18 protein-coding genes are annotated in these 15,420 nt (G+C 37.5%); 14 read left to right on the plus strand and 4 right to left on the minus strand.

Going from position 1 to position 15,420, the window contains the following annotated elements:
* Positions 1 to 75 precede the first annotated feature (75 nt).
* The 7 genes from JOC73_RS11235 to JOC73_RS11265 all read left to right on the plus strand — a co-directional run bounded on the left by JOC73_RS11235 (position 76) and on the right by JOC73_RS11265 (position 6,710).
* Entirely contained in the window at positions 76 to 1,566 is a 1,491-nt protein-coding gene (locus JOC73_RS11235; RefSeq protein ID WP_204403234.1) for a YjjI family glycine radical enzyme, read from the plus strand.
* Complete coding sequence (locus tag JOC73_RS11240) at positions 1,559 to 2,395, plus strand: YjjW family glycine radical enzyme activase (protein ID WP_204403236.1); 837 nt, start codon at positions 1,559 to 1,561, stop codon at positions 2,393 to 2,395. Before JOC73_RS11235 ends, JOC73_RS11240 begins: the two co-directional genes overlap by 8 nt.
* A 254-nt stretch (positions 2,396 to 2,649) precedes the next feature.
* The gene (locus tag JOC73_RS11245) at positions 2,650 to 3,192 is read left to right on the plus strand and encodes a TDE2712 family protein (RefSeq protein ID WP_204403239.1); all 543 of its coding nucleotides are present in this window, start codon (positions 2,650 to 2,652) and stop codon (positions 3,190 to 3,192) included.
* Positions 3,193 to 3,316: 124 nt separating this feature from the next.
* Positions 3,317 to 4,174, plus strand: coding sequence for a DegV family protein (locus JOC73_RS11250; RefSeq protein ID WP_204403241.1), 858 nt, complete (start codon positions 3,317 to 3,319; stop codon positions 4,172 to 4,174).
* 164 nt (positions 4,175 to 4,338) lie between these two features.
* Positions 4,339 to 4,686 (plus strand): hypothetical protein, encoded by a 348-nt coding sequence (locus JOC73_RS11255; RefSeq protein ID WP_204403243.1) that lies wholly within the window; start codon positions 4,339 to 4,341, stop codon positions 4,684 to 4,686.
* A 193-nt stretch (positions 4,687 to 4,879) separates the two neighbouring features.
* Positions 4,880 to 5,122, plus strand: coding sequence for a hypothetical protein (locus tag JOC73_RS11260; RefSeq protein ID WP_204403245.1), 243 nt, complete (start codon positions 4,880 to 4,882; stop codon positions 5,120 to 5,122).
* Positions 5,123 to 5,306: 184 nt separating this feature from the next.
* Complete coding sequence (locus tag JOC73_RS11265; RefSeq protein WP_204403247.1) at positions 5,307 to 6,710, plus strand: S-layer homology domain-containing protein; 1,404 nt, start codon at positions 5,307 to 5,309, stop codon at positions 6,708 to 6,710.
* 88 nt (positions 6,711 to 6,798) lie between these two features.
* On the opposite strand, the gene ligD is transcribed toward JOC73_RS11265, so the two are convergent.
* The 3 genes from ligD to ku are packed head-to-tail and all read right to left on the minus strand — an operon-like array spanning position 6,799 to position 9,447.
* A complete protein-coding gene (ligD, locus tag JOC73_RS11270) occupies positions 6,799 to 7,734 on the minus strand; it encodes a non-homologous end-joining DNA ligase (RefSeq protein ID WP_204403249.1) in 936 nt (311 codons plus the stop codon).
* Positions 7,735 to 7,746: 12 nt separating this feature from the next.
* Positions 7,747 to 8,586, minus strand: coding sequence for an ATP-dependent DNA ligase (locus tag JOC73_RS11275; protein ID WP_204403251.1), 840 nt, complete (start codon positions 8,584 to 8,586; stop codon positions 7,747 to 7,749).
* A 3-nt stretch (positions 8,587 to 8,589) separates the two neighbouring features.
* A complete protein-coding gene (gene ku, locus JOC73_RS11280; RefSeq protein WP_204403253.1) occupies positions 8,590 to 9,447 on the minus strand; it encodes a non-homologous end joining protein Ku in 858 nt (285 codons plus the stop codon).
* Positions 9,448 to 9,655: 208 nt separating this feature from the next.
* Here ku and JOC73_RS11285 point away from each other — a divergent pair, with 208 nt between their 5' ends.
* Positions 9,656 to 10,189 (plus strand): nitroreductase family protein, encoded by a 534-nt coding sequence (locus JOC73_RS11285; RefSeq protein WP_204403255.1) that lies wholly within the window; start codon positions 9,656 to 9,658, stop codon positions 10,187 to 10,189.
* Between the two features lie 96 nt (positions 10,190 to 10,285).
* Here the strand turns inward: JOC73_RS11285 and JOC73_RS11290 are convergent, their stop codons facing one another.
* Positions 10,286 to 10,747: a hypothetical protein gene (locus JOC73_RS11290; RefSeq protein WP_204403257.1), complete on the minus strand. Its 462-nt coding sequence runs from the start codon at positions 10,745 to 10,747 to the stop codon at positions 10,286 to 10,288.
* Positions 10,748 to 11,104: 357 nt separating this feature from the next.
* On the opposite strand from JOC73_RS11290, the gene JOC73_RS11295 reads away from it, so the two are divergent.
* The 6 genes from JOC73_RS11295 to JOC73_RS11320 all read left to right on the plus strand — a co-directional run bounded on the left by JOC73_RS11295 (position 11,105) and on the right by JOC73_RS11320 (position 15,270).
* Positions 11,105 to 12,367: a tetratricopeptide repeat protein gene (locus JOC73_RS11295; RefSeq protein ID WP_204403259.1), complete on the plus strand. Its 1,263-nt coding sequence runs from the start codon at positions 11,105 to 11,107 to the stop codon at positions 12,365 to 12,367.
* A 34-nt stretch (positions 12,368 to 12,401) separates the two neighbouring features.
* The gene (gene hgcA / locus JOC73_RS11300) at positions 12,402 to 13,583 is read left to right on the plus strand and encodes a mercury methylation corrinoid protein HgcA (RefSeq protein ID WP_252989028.1); all 1,182 of its coding nucleotides are present in this window, start codon (positions 12,402 to 12,404) and stop codon (positions 13,581 to 13,583) included.
* Positions 13,584 to 13,597: 14 nt separating this feature from the next.
* A complete protein-coding gene (hgcB, locus tag JOC73_RS11305) occupies positions 13,598 to 13,807 on the plus strand; it encodes a mercury methylation ferredoxin HgcB (protein WP_408626930.1) in 210 nt (69 codons plus the stop codon).
* 72 nt (positions 13,808 to 13,879) lie between these two features.
* Positions 13,880 to 14,611: an AzlC family ABC transporter permease gene (locus tag JOC73_RS11310; RefSeq protein ID WP_204403266.1), complete on the plus strand. Its 732-nt coding sequence runs from the start codon at positions 13,880 to 13,882 to the stop codon at positions 14,609 to 14,611.
* Positions 14,604 to 14,912, plus strand: a complete 309-nt coding sequence (locus JOC73_RS11315; protein ID WP_204403268.1) for an AzlD domain-containing protein — start codon at positions 14,604 to 14,606, stop codon at positions 14,910 to 14,912. The genes JOC73_RS11310 and JOC73_RS11315 overlap by 8 nt, the downstream gene beginning before the upstream one ends.
* A gap of 100 nt (positions 14,913 to 15,012) precedes the next feature.
* A complete protein-coding gene (locus JOC73_RS11320; protein WP_330613176.1) occupies positions 15,013 to 15,270 on the plus strand; it encodes a DUF3006 domain-containing protein in 258 nt (85 codons plus the stop codon).
* The last annotated feature ends 150 nt before the right edge of the window (positions 15,271 to 15,420 follow it).

Below are 15,420 nucleotides of genomic sequence, written 5' to 3' on the forward strand. Positions count from 1 at the left end.
TTTTTTTATGTTACAATTATGTTATTAGGATAATTGTTTCAACCTAACATAACAAGCAGGGAGTGATCAGATCACATGAATGAAGCTCTAAGCACCATCAAAGACAAAACCTTAACCTACCAGCAGAAATTGATCGGCTTAGCACGGGTAGCAGAAAACACTATAAATGTGCTAAAAATAGATGATGAGGTACAAGTCTATCGAGAAGAGGGGATCATCTGCGACCTATTTGAAGGAAATGCCCCCTATCGACCAAGATATATTGTTCCTAATTATGAAAAATTCATGGAGGAAGGTAGCCAATTTTTAAAGCTACAACCACCAACAAACATTTGGGAAGCTGTGAACAGTCTCTTAATCTTATATAAACATGTACCATCCATTACCTCCTTTCCTGTCTATATCGGAAACATTGATACCCTACTGGAACCTTTTATTAAAGATGAAAACGAAGCAAGACAGGCAATTAAATTATTTTTAACCCATATAGATCGAACCTTGACGGATTCCTTCTGTCATGGAAATATAGGCCCCCACGATACAAAGGCAGGAAGAATTATTTTAGAGGTGGAAAAAGAGCTAGAAAACGCAATCCCGAATATCACCCTAAAGTACAGTGACGAAACATCAGATGATTTAGCCATTAAGGCAATTGAAACAGCCCTTGTTACAGCAAAACCAAGCTTTGCTAATCATCAAATCTTTACAAATGATTTAGGTAACTACGGAATTGTTAGTTGCTATAATGGTTTGAAAATCGGTGGAGGAAGCCATACTTTAGTAAGATTAAACTTATCAGCTTTAGCCCAAAAAGCCCAAGACGAAAAGCATTTTATGGAGACTATCCTTCCAGATGCCATTAAGCGAATGACTCGATATATGGATCAAAGGGTAAAGTTCTTAGTAGAAGAGAGTGAATTCTTCCAAACTAGCTTTTTAGTAAAAGAGGGACTAATTGATATCGACAACTTTACAGCCATGTTTGGAATGTTTGGACTAGCAGAGGGAGTCAACCACCTATTACAGGCAAAAGACTTAAAAGATAGATTCGGTCACGGAGAAAAGGCAAATCAACTGGGCTATCGGATCATAGAAAAAATGTATGAGTTGGTAAGTCAACATCCAGCCCCCTATTGCAACGGTGCAGATGGAAAATATCTATTACATGCTCAGGTGGGAACTGACTTTGACCACGGTATTAGTCCTGGTTGTCGTATTCCAATAGGGGATGAACCGTCAATTCCTCAACATCTAATGCAATCAGCTAAGTTCCACGAATTTTTCCCATCGGGAATTGGTGATATTTTTAAGTTTGACGAGACAGCGAAGGGAAATCCAAAATACATTTTAGATATTATCAAAGGGGCCTTCAATATAGGCATGAGATACTTCTCCCTCTATTGTACCGATTGCGATGTTGTTCGGATTACTGGCTATCTTGTAAAACGATCTGATATGGAAAAACTAGAAGCTGGAGGACAGGTGCTAAATGATGCTGTGGTATTGGGATTAGGTGCGGTGAAAAATCAAAAAGTGTTAGATAGAAAGTTAAGAAAAGATGAATAGAGGGGCAGTCAATCGAATCATTCCCTTCAGCTCTGTAGATGGACCAGGAAACCGCACCGCAATATTCCTACAGGGTTGTAATTTAAACTGTCTCTATTGTCATAATCCAGAAACCATCAACCAATGTTCCGATTGTGGCAGATGTGTTGAAACCTGTCCTGCAGAAGCGTTAAAACATCAAGCTGGAAAAGTCCAATGGAATGAAGAAAGCTGCACCCATTGTCATGAATGTCTAAAGACATGCAATCTTAATAGCACCCCTAGGGTGAAGTTCATGACAGTGGAGGAAATCCTTGAAGAATTGAAAAAATTACAGGCTTTTATTTCTGGAATTACAGTATCGGGGGGAGAATGTACCCTACAGATCCCTTTCTTAGTGGAGCTTTTCAGAGAGATTAAAAAGTTGGGGCTTTCCATCTACGTAGATACCAATGCCTCAGTTCCCCTATGGAAGGAAAAGGAGTTCTTATCCTTAGTGGATCAATTCATGGTGGATTTAAAGTCCATCGATTCGGAAGAACATAAAATGCTCACAGGAGTAGACTGTGATGTAGTACTAGAAAATATTAAACATCTCGCCATTCGCGATCAGTTATATGAAATTCGAACAGTAATTGTACCAGAAGTATTGGACAATCAAAGAAATGTAGAGCAAACCAGTAAATTAATAGCTACCTTAAATCCTGATATTAGATATAAGTTAATCAAGTACAGATCTCTAGGGGTCAGAGGGGATTTAATTAATACCTCTTCTCCTACTGATGAGGAAATGAAAAGGTTAGGGGAGGTTGCCTATAGTAATGGGTGTCATCAAGTCATCCTAATCTAGCCTGTTGAAAATACCTTATCTTCTTCGTCACTTCATAAAAACAGCACCCTTACGTATTTATTTCATACGTGGCGATCCCTGTTTTTACTTGTTCCTTGAATCTAAGTCATTTTGAACAGGCTACATTCTGGCGTGATGAAATACTATATCTTCTCTGTCACTGGTAAAAAACTAATTAAAAAGATTGTGGGAGGTGGATTTACTTTCTATTTTGTCATATAATAAGTTGGTAAGATTAACAAAGGAGGGGTACTATGATTAAGAGAATTGTAGTGAAACTTGACACAGTAGAAGGTATGCTTTATTTTTGGCAAGCGACAAAGGATCGAGAAAAGGTGGGAGAAGCCTATCTAAACAATATGGCTGATTTCCCAGAAATGAAATACATATATGGTGAAGGTTTTAATAAAGAATCAGTCAGGGTAGTGCTTAGTGCCATTTCCAATCGAGAATTATTGAATGGTGGAAGTAAAAAGGAAAGAAAGTACTGGAATAACAATATGTGGATGATGGAGGACTTAGGATATACTGATATGATGGTGACTCCATTAAAGGTTCTTAACTTAGAATCTGTAAAAGAAAAGTTAAATAGCACTAACCTACCAGAAAAACATGACGAACTAGAAGTCTATTTTGTTCCAGGTCACTTAGACGAGTATGCTATAGTAGACAATAAGCTAATCATCAATTTCTTTAGGGTAAAGCCTGATTTACATGATGAGAACAAAATTACTATTGGTGAAACACCATTAGTCGATTATGTCCAAGAGAAGTTAACTGAGTTGTTAAACCAGTAGATAGGAATTAAAATAGTAATTCGTTAATCCATAGATCTGAGTAGTGAAAATAAATCAGGGTCCTTCTCATGAAGGACTCCTTTTACAAAGGACAATAAAAGGACTTTTAGGAGGTAGCTATGCTATGGGTGTAAAAATACTAACCGACAGCACAGGTTATTTAGACGAGTCAGTAAGGGAAGAGTTAGGAATTAAGATGGTGTCACTAAGCGTTAAGTTTGAGGATGAATCTTTTAAAGAAACCGAAATTGACAACGATACTTTTTATAAAAAGATGGCTGAGAAGGGCGTTCCCAAATCCTCTCAACCAGCCATTGGAGAGATCATCCATGAGATGGAGGCTACAGCAAAGGTGGGAGATTCTCTAGTAGGAGTATTCCTATCCTCTGGATTAAGCGGGACCTTTTCTACGGTACATATGTCAAAAAACATGGTTTTAGAAAAATATCCAGATGCAGAAATAAAAATCATAGACTCTAAATCCACTTGTATGCAGTTGGGATTTGCTGCAATAGTAGCCGCGAGAAAGGCACAAGTAGGTGGAACCTTTGAAGAAGTAATCAAAGTGGTAAAGGACAATATGAATCGAAGTCGATTTTTATTTATTCCCCACAATCTAGAGTATCTAGAAAAGGGGGGAAGGATTGGTAGAGCCAATGCCCTTTTGGGTAATTTCTTAAAAATCATCCCTGTGCTTACGGTGGAAGAGGGGGTTACCACTGTACTAAAGAAGGTCAGAACAAAGAAAAAAGCTATAGCCACCATGGTGGAGGAAATGCTGACAGACATGAAAAACTTCGGGCTAGGGGAAATCGTTGTTCATCATATCAACTGCCTTCAGGAGGCTAAGGAGGTAGCAGCAAATATTAAAGAAAGTCTATCTACTGAGATTCCCATTGTTGATATCGGACCAGTGATCGGGATGCATGTTGGACCTGGCGCTATTGGTATTGCCTATTATACAGAAAAGGACAGGATTTAAAAACTATTTTTAAATAAAAGAAATGTATGATTTAATCTAAGGGCATTTCATCAGACAATGATGATACTGCTCTTTTTTATTTTTTGACGATAGATGTCTTTAACTAATTAACAGACTTTTTATTATTGCATATTATAGGAGTATAGGGAAAAGGAGGGGACGTAATGGAATTAATTCTGGAGTTCTTAAATAATTATTGGGTTGAGATTATTGCAACTTTGGTATTCATAGGGCTTGTAATATTAACTTACAAAAAAAGTAATGATGAAGTAGTAAGAAATATTATCTTAGCCCTTGTAGTAGAGGCAGAAAAACTATTAGGAAGCGGTACTGGACCATTAAAATATGAAATGGTTGTGGATCGGCTATATGAATTGCTTCCAATGCCTCTAAGAGTAATCTTTACAAAAAAGCAAATAGATCGGATGATAGAGGAAGCTGTCCAATTTTTAAAGGAGCAATTGGCAGAGGGAAAGGCTTTAGATGAGGTTCGCACAAGTATAAGTAAGTAGTAAGTAGCAAGTAGCGTATTGAAGTAAGAAATAGCATGCTTGTATTACAAGGCCAGTCAAACAGACTGGCTTTAGTCTGTGGGTGGCTTTGAAGAAATTTATGTTTGTATATATTAAACTATATAACATACCAGAATTTTAGTATAATAGAGTTAAGATTCAAAACGAAATATCTACAGGGAGGTAGGAGGACATGGGAGCAACAACTGAAAAGGGCAAACTAGTCAGTGGAATATCAATGCTATTGTATATTCTAGTACTTACATTGAAGAATTTACCTATTGAAAGAGGATTAGTGGCCCCTATAGTCGCTGGAATAAGTATGGTACTGGGAGCAATCTTTTTTAAGAAAGAACTTTGTATGTTATGGGGCGTATCCACTTGGGTGTATGGTGTTGCATTTTTAGTACTGGCATTGTTAAAGATTTTGAGTTAAAAAGAATTTAATTAAACGAAAAATAAGTTTACATAAAAAACAAGTCTTTTTAGGTTAAAGACTTGTTTTTTATTATTGGTAAAAATTAATACTAGCAAAAAAAAGTGCTTATGTTAACATAAGTATAGTAGATACACTTCGCTCCGTGGGAGATGAAGGCGCTATTAAATTATGGAGGTGCAGAATGAAGAATTATCAATTAAGAATGAAAAAAGTTGCTACTGTAGCAACCCTAGCTGTGTTTACATTTACTAGTATGGCTTCAGCCCAAGGAAGTGTGTTTAAGGATTTAGATGCAACTTCTTCTTATGCTAAAGATGCTATTGTAGCCTTAGCAGAAAAAAACGTTATCCAAGGGGATAATGGATATTTCAATCCAGCTAAGACAACTAGTAGAGCAGAAATGATTACAATGATTGTAAGAGCTTTAGGAATCGATACGGAGGATGTGCCAACAGAGGCAACTTTTAAGGATGTACCAGTAGATCACTGGGCCTTTAAGTATGTAGAGGCAGCCTTTAGAGAAGGAATCGTTGAAGGCGTATCCGAAGACGAATTTGGTAAAGAGTTAGAGACAACGAGAGAACAAATGGCAGCAATGTTTGTAAGAGCTTTAGGGGTATCTCCAGAAGATTTATCAACAATGGAGTTTCCTAATATCGAAGCCCTAAAGGATAAAGATCAGATCTCTGCTTGGGCAATAGGTGAAGTTGAGATTGCCCTATCAGAAGGGCTTATGATGGGAATGGGAGAGAATGAGTTCGCCCCTAAAGGAAGTGCCAAGAGGGAACAAGTAGCGGTGGTTGTAGATAGATTTATTACTAATGTAGAGAACATCGCACCGGAAGTGCCAGCAGAAGAAACACCAGATGAAGCACCGATTACAGAAGAATTAGTTCCTTTATACAATGCATTAGTGAAGAGTCAATCAGAATACAAAGGAGAAATTAAAACTAACTTTAACTTTGAAATTATTGATCCAGCTAATGAGGGTTCATTCATTATGAATATGGAGGAAACAAAGCAAGTTAATGGAACTAGCATCCACTCAACAGGAAAAATGATTATGGAGATTGATGGAGAAACGATGGAGGAGCCTATTGAATCCATTACTATAGGTAATAAATTTTATATGAAGGACTTTACTGAAGATCTATGGTTAGAATTAGACTTAGAAGAAGGTATGCAAGAAGAACTACAAGTAATCAATGAAGACTTCATGAAGAACTTCAATAGCTTAAATATTGTAAAAGAAGGAGAAGCAGATTTAGAGGGTACTAGTGCTACAAAGTATGTATTAACCCTTACAGGTGAAGAAGCTAATGCTTTAATGCCTGCTGATTATACAGAAATCTATACTTTTATGATGGAGGAAGAAGAATCAAATGATGTTGAGTTTGTATTCGAGTTCTATGTAGATGAAAATGAAGACGTTATTAAAATGAATTATGCATTTGATGCTATCATGGAAATGGAAGGCGAAATATTAGAATTTAACATGTTCTTAGAAATGAACTTCACAAACATTGGTACTGAATACACCATCACAGCTCCAGAAAATACTCATCTTCTAATTATTGAAGAATAATTTGTTTAATAATCAATATAGCAGAAATCACCCCTATTGGAGGGGGGATTTTATAAAAGCTTAGCGATTGGTTTAAGCCTATTCGGAACTAAAGGCCCTTTGTGGGATTAAGGGGTAGATTCTTTACAATCTCCATTACCCTTGAAAAATCCTGATCCCCTTTAATGGCTTCAAAATCCTCAAATGGATTACCCTTTGACCCAACTCTTTCTAGGATACTTTCCATTGGGAATTGGGTGGGCTTTAGGGTGCTATTTAATTCCTCCCAAAATAAAGGGGTGGCAACTAGGGCCTCATCATTACCCCTAAGGGAATAGGGGCAAATAATTGTCTTACCAGCAGCGTGTTGGAGATAATCGACATATAATCGATTATCTCTTTTTTTCTTCATCCTTTCCGTTGTAAACCATTTAGGCTCTTTTGAAGTAAGGTAATTGGCAATGAATTCAGTGAAAATTCGCGTATCATCATAGGTGTAGGTATCCTCAGGCAGAGGGATGTATACCTGTATTCCCTTATTACCAGAAGTCTTTACAAAGGAAATTAAGTCTAGCTTGTCAAAGATCTCCTTCATCATGAGGACACCCTCTACCGCCAAATTAAATTCCTTTCTAGATGGGGGATCAAGATCCATCACGATTTCTGAAGGGTATTGGGAAAGGTTGGTATTAAAGGGTACATGTAAATCAATAGCCCCTTGATTTCCCAGCCATACAAGGGTAGGAAGGTTATTACAAAGAATATAATCAATATCCTCATGTAGATCAGTCTCAACAAAGCCAGGGGCATAGCTGGGGCAGCTCTTTTGATAAAATGGCTCCTGATGAACTCCATTGGGATAACGAATCACCGTAAGATGACGATCGCTAAGAAATGGCAATAGATAGGGGGAAATCTCGATTAAGTATTGAAGATATTGTAGTTTGGTGATGTTTTTTTTAGGCCATAAAACCTTCGTTGGGTGGGTAATATCCACTGTATGACCTTCTATTATTATTTGATGTCTTTCCTTTTGCTTTGCCATGATTTCCTCCTATCACAAAATAAAATCAACAAATATGGGGGAACGCAAAATCCCCTTTGACGTAAAGCCACGGCCCTTTACTTGACATCTTAGAAGAGGCTCTAGATGGATGTACTCCCAATCCTCACCAGTTTTTATTCCTCTAGCAATTTTGAAAAATGCCTCCCGATGTACAGGGGACATGCCAGATAAAACAAGACCAAGGGGCCTCAGGTCAAGGTGACAACAGAGGAGAGCATTATCTTTTTTTCGATAACCAGTAATGACAGCCTCTGCCTCAAGCCAATTAATCATCTTCAACCATTGGGATGAACGTTTTCCAACATATTTAGAAGCCTTTTGTTTTGCTACGATACCCTCCAGTTTCTTATCTTGAATCTCACTAAACAGTTCTTCTCCTTTGGTATCAACAAAGGAAACCCTGTGGATATATTTTTGCTCTACCAATACATTATTTAGAATAGACTTTCGTTCCAATAAAGGAAGATTTCTCAAGTCCTTTCCTTCATGATGCAAAATATCAAAAACCATATAGGTAGCAGGGAGGGATGCAGCATACACAAAAATCTTCTCTTCCTTCTTCATAAAAAAACGTTTTTTGATACCATCAAAGTCATCTTTGCCATCTTCATTAAACACCACCATCTCCCCATCGAGGATGGTATTGGGAGGGGGTTGAATCAAAAGCTCAGGAAATTGCTTTGTAACAATTCCACGATTCCTCGTATAAAGAATAGGCTTGTCCACATTGGAGTAAAGAATGCGAATGCCATCATACTTCGTCTCAAATATATGATTAGGGGAAGAAAACACAGATTTACTAGTCCCCAATAGCATTGGCTGATAAAACATCGATTAAGCCTTCTTTCTTTCGGCAGCCGTAGTCTTTTTAGTAGCAGGGGTTTTCTTACCGGAAGAAGCTTTTTTGTTGGTGGTAGTTTTCTTGGGCTTTGTCTTTTTAATACTTTCTTCTAAAGCCTTCATTAAGTCTACAACATTATCAGCTGCTGGTTTTGCTTCAATACCCTTTTCATTAGACATTTTTTCTTGAATTAAATCCATTAAAGCAGTTCGATAATCGTCCGTATATTTTTCAGGCTCAAAAACCTCCGTCAATTGATCAATTAATAGGGCTGCGGTGTCCAGTTCCTTTTTGGAAAGGTCAGTTGTTTCAGGGATATTAGGAACTTCTTCGATAGCCCGTACTTCATCAGGAAAATGGAGGGTTTCTACAATGAGGGCTTTATTATAGGGACGGATCACCGCCAGCTTCTCCTTAGAACGAATCATAATTTTTGCAAGTCCAATCTTTCCAGAGTCGGCGAGGGAATGTCTTAAAAGGGAATAGGCTTTACCACCCCCATCACCAGGGCTTAAATAATAGGAACGGTCAAAGTATATGGGGTCGATTTCGTCTAATTTTACAAAGTTAATAATGTCTACTGCCTTAGCTTCTTGATCCTTCTTAAGCTTTTCTAGTTCCTCGTCATCAAGGATTATGTATTTATCAGGAGCATATTCATATGCCATCACAATATCATCTTGAGTTACTTCTTCACCACAATTTTCACAAATTTTTTTATATCTTATGGGGGTTTTACATTTTTTATGGAGTTGTCTGAGTTTAATATCTCGATCTTCTGTGGCTGAATGAAGTTTTACAGGAATATTTACTAAACCAAAGCTAATACTGCCCTTCCAGACTGTATGCATAGTCAACACCTCGCAATAGATTTTATGAGTAGTTTTTGTATTTTTAGAGATTTAATTCATAGACAGTGAGAGATAGAAAAGAGGTTTATTGACTGTAATACGGATATGATGATACTATTTAATAAGAAAAATTTATATTTTTGAAATTTTTTTAAATTGATTATCAAAAATCATAAGCGCATGCATTCAAAATGAAAGGGGTAATGGCATGTTAGAAATACTGATGCGAAGAAGGAGTATTCGAGTGTTTGAGGATAGGAAGGTACAGGGGGATATGATTGACGGACTCGTAAAGTCAGCCCTATTGGCTCCTACATCTAAAAATAATAGACCTTGGAAGTTTATTGTGGTGGAGGATCAAGCAATACTGGAAAAACTGGCGGAGGCAAAACCCCACGGAGCTACTTTTCTAAAAAATGCACCTTTAGGAATTGTGGTATTGGCAGACCCAGCAAAGAGTGATGTTTGGGTGGAGGATACCTCCATTGCCACGATTCTGGTACAGATGGCAGCAGAAGCTATGGGGCTAGGTTCCTGTTGGATTCAAATTAGAGAAAGACAACATAGCAATGAAATGTCTGCAGAGGAATACATCCAAAAGCTCATGGATATTCCTTCTAGCATCAAAGTGGAGGCAATCATAGCAATTGGTCACCCAAAGGAGACAAAAAAACCTATAAGTGATGAAGAACTACAGTTTGAGAAGGTTTATAGAGATCAATATGGAAAATTTTATAAATAATACCAGGAGTAATTATTAAAACCAGCAATCCTACGTATTATCTTTGTGCATACGTAGTGGTGCTGGTTTTGTAGCTTCAATACTTATAACTATAGATTACAGAACTACTGATTTTAACTCTGATAAGAAGTATTCCTTATTCTCTATTTCGGGAATATCCTCAGCTGCCCTAGTGGCTAATTCCACATACTCCTGCATTGATTGAGGGTCATTCATAATCATGTAGGCTCTTGCAACGGCTTCATAGCCAAAGGCTAAATCAAAGTCACCAATGTTATTGCTTTGGCACAGTTCTAAAGAAAGTTTTCCATGATAAAGGGCACCTTCAGCCATTCCAACTAAAGCATAAACCCTAGAAATCTGCCACTCTCCTCTGGCAAATTCAAGGGGAGTACCTACTTGTCGCCAATGAAAACAAGACGCATGGGCAGTATGAATCATCATGGCATCATCTTCCTTTGTTCTATCTTTCTTATCAATGAAATTCCAAGTTTCATTAAAATTATTAATGGCCTGTTTTTTATGCCACTCCTGTAATGTTAGATTGCTATCACACATTTCTAAATCCTCCCTTTTCTTAAGTATTAATTACAGTCAAATGTGAAAATTTATGTAACTTTTATATGAACAATTATAACATTCTGACAATCTAATATAAAGGGACATGGGGGGACATACTTGCACCGTTGACTTAAGTTTTGAAATATGAAAAAATAAAATCATTAAAACAATAAAATTATCATTAAAACAATGTAAAACCAGTGAATAGGTATTCAAATATCATTGAACTTATGACAATTACTAAAAGGAGCTACTATTAAATGATATGGTAGATATCTATATAATTTTATAAAATATAATCCTTTATAGTAAAAATTGTTGATTAGAATTAGTGATTAGAAAGTGGGGGCGAATGTGAAGACAGATCAACTTATTGCAATTGACGTTTATTTCATAAATAATAGAATTAAAGAATTGGATTTAAAGAGAAGTTGGTTAGCAAAAAAACTAGCAGTTGATCCAAAGACAATCACCCGTTGGTGCAATGGAAAAGTGAAGCGGATGACTAAGACAAATGCTGTAAAATTAGCCGAGTGTTTAGAATGTAGCCTCGATGATATAACCGATAAAAACGATATTCATTTTTTAGGAACGAATGCAGACAAGGAGGAAACCATAGAGGATATTATTTCTCAAGATTTACTATTGCTCCTATCCCCCACAGGAAATTGGAGTCTCTTGGAGAAAATCATTAAGTCCTCCATCAGCCCAAATCTTAAAAAAGATGATATAGGAAAACTATATAACTGGCTTTCCATCACAAGATGGAGAATGGGGGATTATGAGGCTGGGTTAATTTTTGCAGAAAAAGCAAAGGAAATAGGAAGGGAAATAAAGGACAAGTCAGTATATACAAAGGCACTATTTAATATAGGCACCATTTATTCCATGACTGGAAGGATTGCCCTTGCCTTGGAAACTTTGCAGGAATGTTTAAAGAAGAAGAATAACTTTACTAAAATAAGTGACGTAGCCTCCCTGTACACCAACCTTTCAATGGTCTATCGGGATTTTGGAGCATTTGAAGAAAGTCTACACTATCAGAAAGAAGCGATTAAGTTATTTGAAAATAAAAATTTTAACTTGGCCATCGCCTACCATTGTTTGGGATATATATATACGGAAATGTTCCAGTTAGACCAAGCTACGGAAAACTATGAAAAAGCCATGATGTGTGCAGAAAAGTCCAATTATGAAAATGGAAAAATCTTAATTTCAATCTATAAACTAGACGTATTATCATTAAGTAATCAATTGAGTAACGTAAATGAAGATATGTTGACTAATATAAATGAATTTCTACAGGGGGACTTTAAAGATCCCTATTGCTATGAATGTATTGCCAGATATTATAGGAAAAAAAGTAATTTAGAAAAAGCATGGGAGGTATTTGAAATAGGGGAACATAAGGCCGAAAATAATCCCATAGGTCATGGGGCTTTATTCCATGAGGCAGCCAGAATTGCACTGGTGGAGAAGGATTTTGAAAAAGAAAGATACTATAGGCAATTAGGCAATGAAATCTATGAAAAGTTAGGGATTAATAAAAGAATCTGTAAAGAAGTAATTATGGAATATGGAAAACAAGAAAAGTTATGTTATGATGTTATAGATTAATAGACGAAGAAATTATACAACAATAGTTTAAAAAATAATAAAGTATGGAGGGGGAAAAGTGGAGATGAAAGCTGTGGAAAAACAACCCTGTTGAGTTGTTGAAACTCCAAATTCTTCTAGTTTAGAGGAAAGAATTATGAAGAAATTTAATGCCTATGATGGGGAGACAGTGGAAGAGGAAAAAATAGCCCCTTTAGTTGAGGGGGTAATCTCTACCCCAATAGGTGAAATCAAAAGATTAAGAACTGAACTAAATAGACGGGATACCCTAGGGACAATAGCTGTGAGAATTGGAATCGGAAGGGATTATTACAGAGTCCCAACAGGGATCTATGCCGTAGGAAACCCCACTGAGGATGCTCTGGTCTTAGTCACTGCCAATTACAAGCTTACCCTTGATCATGTCAGAAGAGAGCTAGAAGGATTGAATATGTGGATACTGGTTATTGACACAAAGGGGGTAAATGTCTGGTGTGCCGCAGGTAAGGGAACATTTTCTACAGAGGAAATTATTTATCAAATCAAAAAATGTCAGTTGGAAAAATTGGTGAAACATCGACAGGTGATCTTACCCCAGCTGGGGGCTCCAGGGGTAGAGGCCCATCAGTTAAAGAATTATACAGGATTTAGAGGGGTTTATGGACCTGTTAGGGCATCGGACATCAGGGTATTTTTAGAAAATAATCAAGTGGCATCTAAAGAGATGAGAAGGGTGACCTTCACAGTAAAGGAACGATTGGCAGTTTCTGTCCTAGAGGTTGCCAGCTATATTAAATATGTATCTATAATGTATATATTATTTTTCTTACTGGCCTTAATAGGAGGACAAAAAATAATCCATTCTTTTATTACTGCATTTTATAACACCCTACCCTACGGTGGGGCATTGGTGACAGGGGCTTTTTTAACTCCCCTATTATTACCCTATATTCCCTTTAGGATGTTTTCCGTAAAGGGAATGGTATTGGGGTTAATCCTTAGTAATGTTGTCCTACGGTATCCTCTAGTTTTCCATTATGTAATAGATTGGCCAACTCTACTGGGTCATGGAATTGCCTTAACAACCATTTCAGCCTATCTGGGACTGAATTTTACAGGATCATCCACTTATACATCCTATTCAGGTGTACATAAGGAAACAATTCGAGTAATCCCCTTAATGGTGGTGGCTTCAATTATTGCCACTGTTCTAATCGTGTTGGGAAGCTTGTTCTAGTGGGAGGGTTGAAGATGAACTATCTAAAAAATGTAGCAGCAATTAGATTAGACCAAGACAAATGTATTGGCTGTGGCATATGTCTTGAGGTCTGTCCCCATGGGGTCTTTGAAATGCTGCAAGGAAAAGCCAACTTCCATGATAAGGATCTTTGCATAGAATGTGGGGCATGTGATCGTAACTGCCCAGTAAAGGCGATAGAGGTGAAGTCGGGGGTTGGGTGAGCTTATGCGATCCTTAAGGGATGGCTTACTGGTAGTAGGCCTTGTTAATGATAGAGAGGAAAGATATAAACTATGAAGAAAAAGATTGATCAAGAGGAAAATCAAATCATAATTAAAAATGTCAGAGAAGGAATAATCGCAGGTATTCCTATTTTGGTGGGCTATATTCCTGTTGCCATGGCTTTTGGAATGCTAGCAAAGACAGTGGGGACTACTTTTGCTGAATCTCTTCTTTTCTCAATACTAGTATTTGCTGGGGCTAGTCAGTTTATGGCATTAAACCTATTGGCAGTAGGGGTAGGAATTGGTGAAATCATACTGGCCACCTTACTAATGAATTTCAGACATTTCTTGATGAGTGGCTCCCTTGCAGCTCGATTAAAGAAGGGAGAAAGGGCCTTAATCCCTTTATTGGCCTTCGGAGTGACGGATGAGACCTTCTCTGTTACGATGTTAAAAAAGGGAGAAGTAGAGGCTTCCTATGTATTACCTTTACAGCTAATATCCTATATATCCTGGGTTGGGGGAACTGGTTTAGGGTATCTTTTAGGAGAAGTAATCCCTCCGATTCTAAGAAATAGTATGGGAATCGCCCTTTACGGTATGTTTATGGCAATCTTGATTCCAGCAATGAAGGCATCAAAGACAGTCACTATACTGGCACTGGGGGCTGGAGCAGTGAATACCCTCATTACCTATAGTAAAATACTACCCTCAGGATGGAGTCTGATTGTAACAATTTTAGTTGTATCAGCAGCAGGTGTATATTTATTTCCAGAGGAGGAAGAGACAAAAGATGAGTAATATAATTCTATTAATTATAGGAATGGCAGTAGTGACATATTTACCCCGACTAACTCCTTTTATGTTGGTATATAATAGCAATACTCCTCCGAAGCTTAAAAGATTCCTTTTGTTCATTCCCTACACAGCCTTGGGGGCGCTAATTATACCAGGTGTGCTGACTGCCATCCCAAATGAGCCGATAGTTGCTTTAATCGGTATCTCCATTGGTGGGGTATTGGCATGGATGAAGGGGGGCATTATTTTGCCTGTACTAGGGGCTATAGCTGTCGTTTATTGCTTACTGATGTTAGCCAGTTAAAAACGATTCATCCTTTGTGTCACTGCGAAACTATGTTCCCTGAGATTTCTTAGGCATTGAAACTTAGGTATTTTTAAAAGGCTGCCAGGAGGCCGTTGAAATGTATTTGTTGCTTGGAGGTGATTGCTACATGAAGAAGTCTATATCAACAGTGGGGATTATAGATCGATTTGAAGGAAACTTCGCAGTTGTAGAATACGGGGAAAGGCAACATTTTGATTTGCCTAAAGATATGCTCCCGAAGGAGGCAGTAGAAGGGGATTCTATAAAGATTGTGATTTCAATTGATGAAGAGGAAACAGAGAAGAGAAAGCAGGAGATAGAAGCACTAACAAAAAGATTGTTTAAAGATGAATAGAAAAAATAAATAAAACCGAGTCAAGGGGACGGTTCCTGATGACTCTTACGAGTCAAGGGGACGGTTCGTGCGCCAAGCAAAGGGCGCACCATATAGTGGGTGGGAACCCCGCTGAGAAAGATTTAGCAAATCACTCATAGCGAGTCTTGG

It is taken from the genome of Alkaliphilus hydrothermalis (assembly GCF_016908555.1).
Classification (GTDB): Bacteria; Bacillota; Clostridia; order Peptostreptococcales; family Natronincolaceae; genus Alkaliphilus; species Alkaliphilus hydrothermalis.

What these genes read in the sequence shown, in the direction of transcription:
- ku (WP_204403253.1), bottom strand. Translation starts at nt 9,447, where the DNA reads ATGCATACAGTCTGGAAGGGCAGTATTAGCTTTGGTTTAGTAAATATT.
- JOC73_RS11315 (WP_204403268.1), top strand. Translation starts at nt 14,604, where the DNA reads ATGAGTAATATAATTCTATTAATTATAGGAATGGCAGTAGTGACATAT.
- hgcB (WP_408626930.1), top strand. Translation starts at nt 13,598, where the DNA reads ATGAACTATCTAAAAAATGTAGCAGCAATTAGATTAGACCAAGACAAA.
- JOC73_RS11310 (WP_204403266.1), top strand. Translation starts at nt 13,880, where the DNA reads ATGAAGAAAAAGATTGATCAAGAGGAAAATCAAATCATAATTAAAAAT.
- JOC73_RS11235 (WP_204403234.1), top strand. Translation starts at nt 76, where the DNA reads ATGAATGAAGCTCTAAGCACCATCAAAGACAAAACCTTAACCTACCAG.
- JOC73_RS11290 (WP_204403257.1), bottom strand. Translation starts at nt 10,747, where the DNA reads ATGTGTGATAGCAATCTAACATTACAGGAGTGGCATAAAAAACAGGCC.
- JOC73_RS11240 (WP_204403236.1), top strand. Translation starts at nt 1,559, where the DNA reads ATGAATAGAGGGGCAGTCAATCGAATCATTCCCTTCAGCTCTGTAGAT.
- JOC73_RS11255 (WP_204403243.1), top strand. Translation starts at nt 4,339, where the DNA reads ATGGAATTAATTCTGGAGTTCTTAAATAATTATTGGGTTGAGATTATT.
- JOC73_RS11285 (WP_204403255.1), top strand. Translation starts at nt 9,656, where the DNA reads ATGTTAGAAATACTGATGCGAAGAAGGAGTATTCGAGTGTTTGAGGAT.
- ligD (WP_204403249.1), bottom strand. Translation starts at nt 7,734, where the DNA reads ATGGCAAAGCAAAAGGAAAGACATCAAATAATAATAGAAGGTCATACA.
- JOC73_RS11260 (WP_204403245.1), top strand. Translation starts at nt 4,880, where the DNA reads ATGGGAGCAACAACTGAAAAGGGCAAACTAGTCAGTGGAATATCAATG.
- JOC73_RS11275 (WP_204403251.1), bottom strand. Translation starts at nt 8,586, where the DNA reads ATGTTTTATCAGCCAATGCTATTGGGGACTAGTAAATCTGTGTTTTCT.
- JOC73_RS11250 (WP_204403241.1), top strand. Translation starts at nt 3,317, where the DNA reads ATGGGTGTAAAAATACTAACCGACAGCACAGGTTATTTAGACGAGTCA.
- JOC73_RS11320 (WP_330613176.1), top strand. Translation starts at nt 15,013, where the DNA reads ATGTATTTGTTGCTTGGAGGTGATTGCTACATGAAGAAGTCTATATCA.
- JOC73_RS11265 (WP_204403247.1), top strand. Translation starts at nt 5,307, where the DNA reads ATGAAGAATTATCAATTAAGAATGAAAAAAGTTGCTACTGTAGCAACC.
- JOC73_RS11245 (WP_204403239.1), top strand. Translation starts at nt 2,650, where the DNA reads ATGATTAAGAGAATTGTAGTGAAACTTGACACAGTAGAAGGTATGCTT.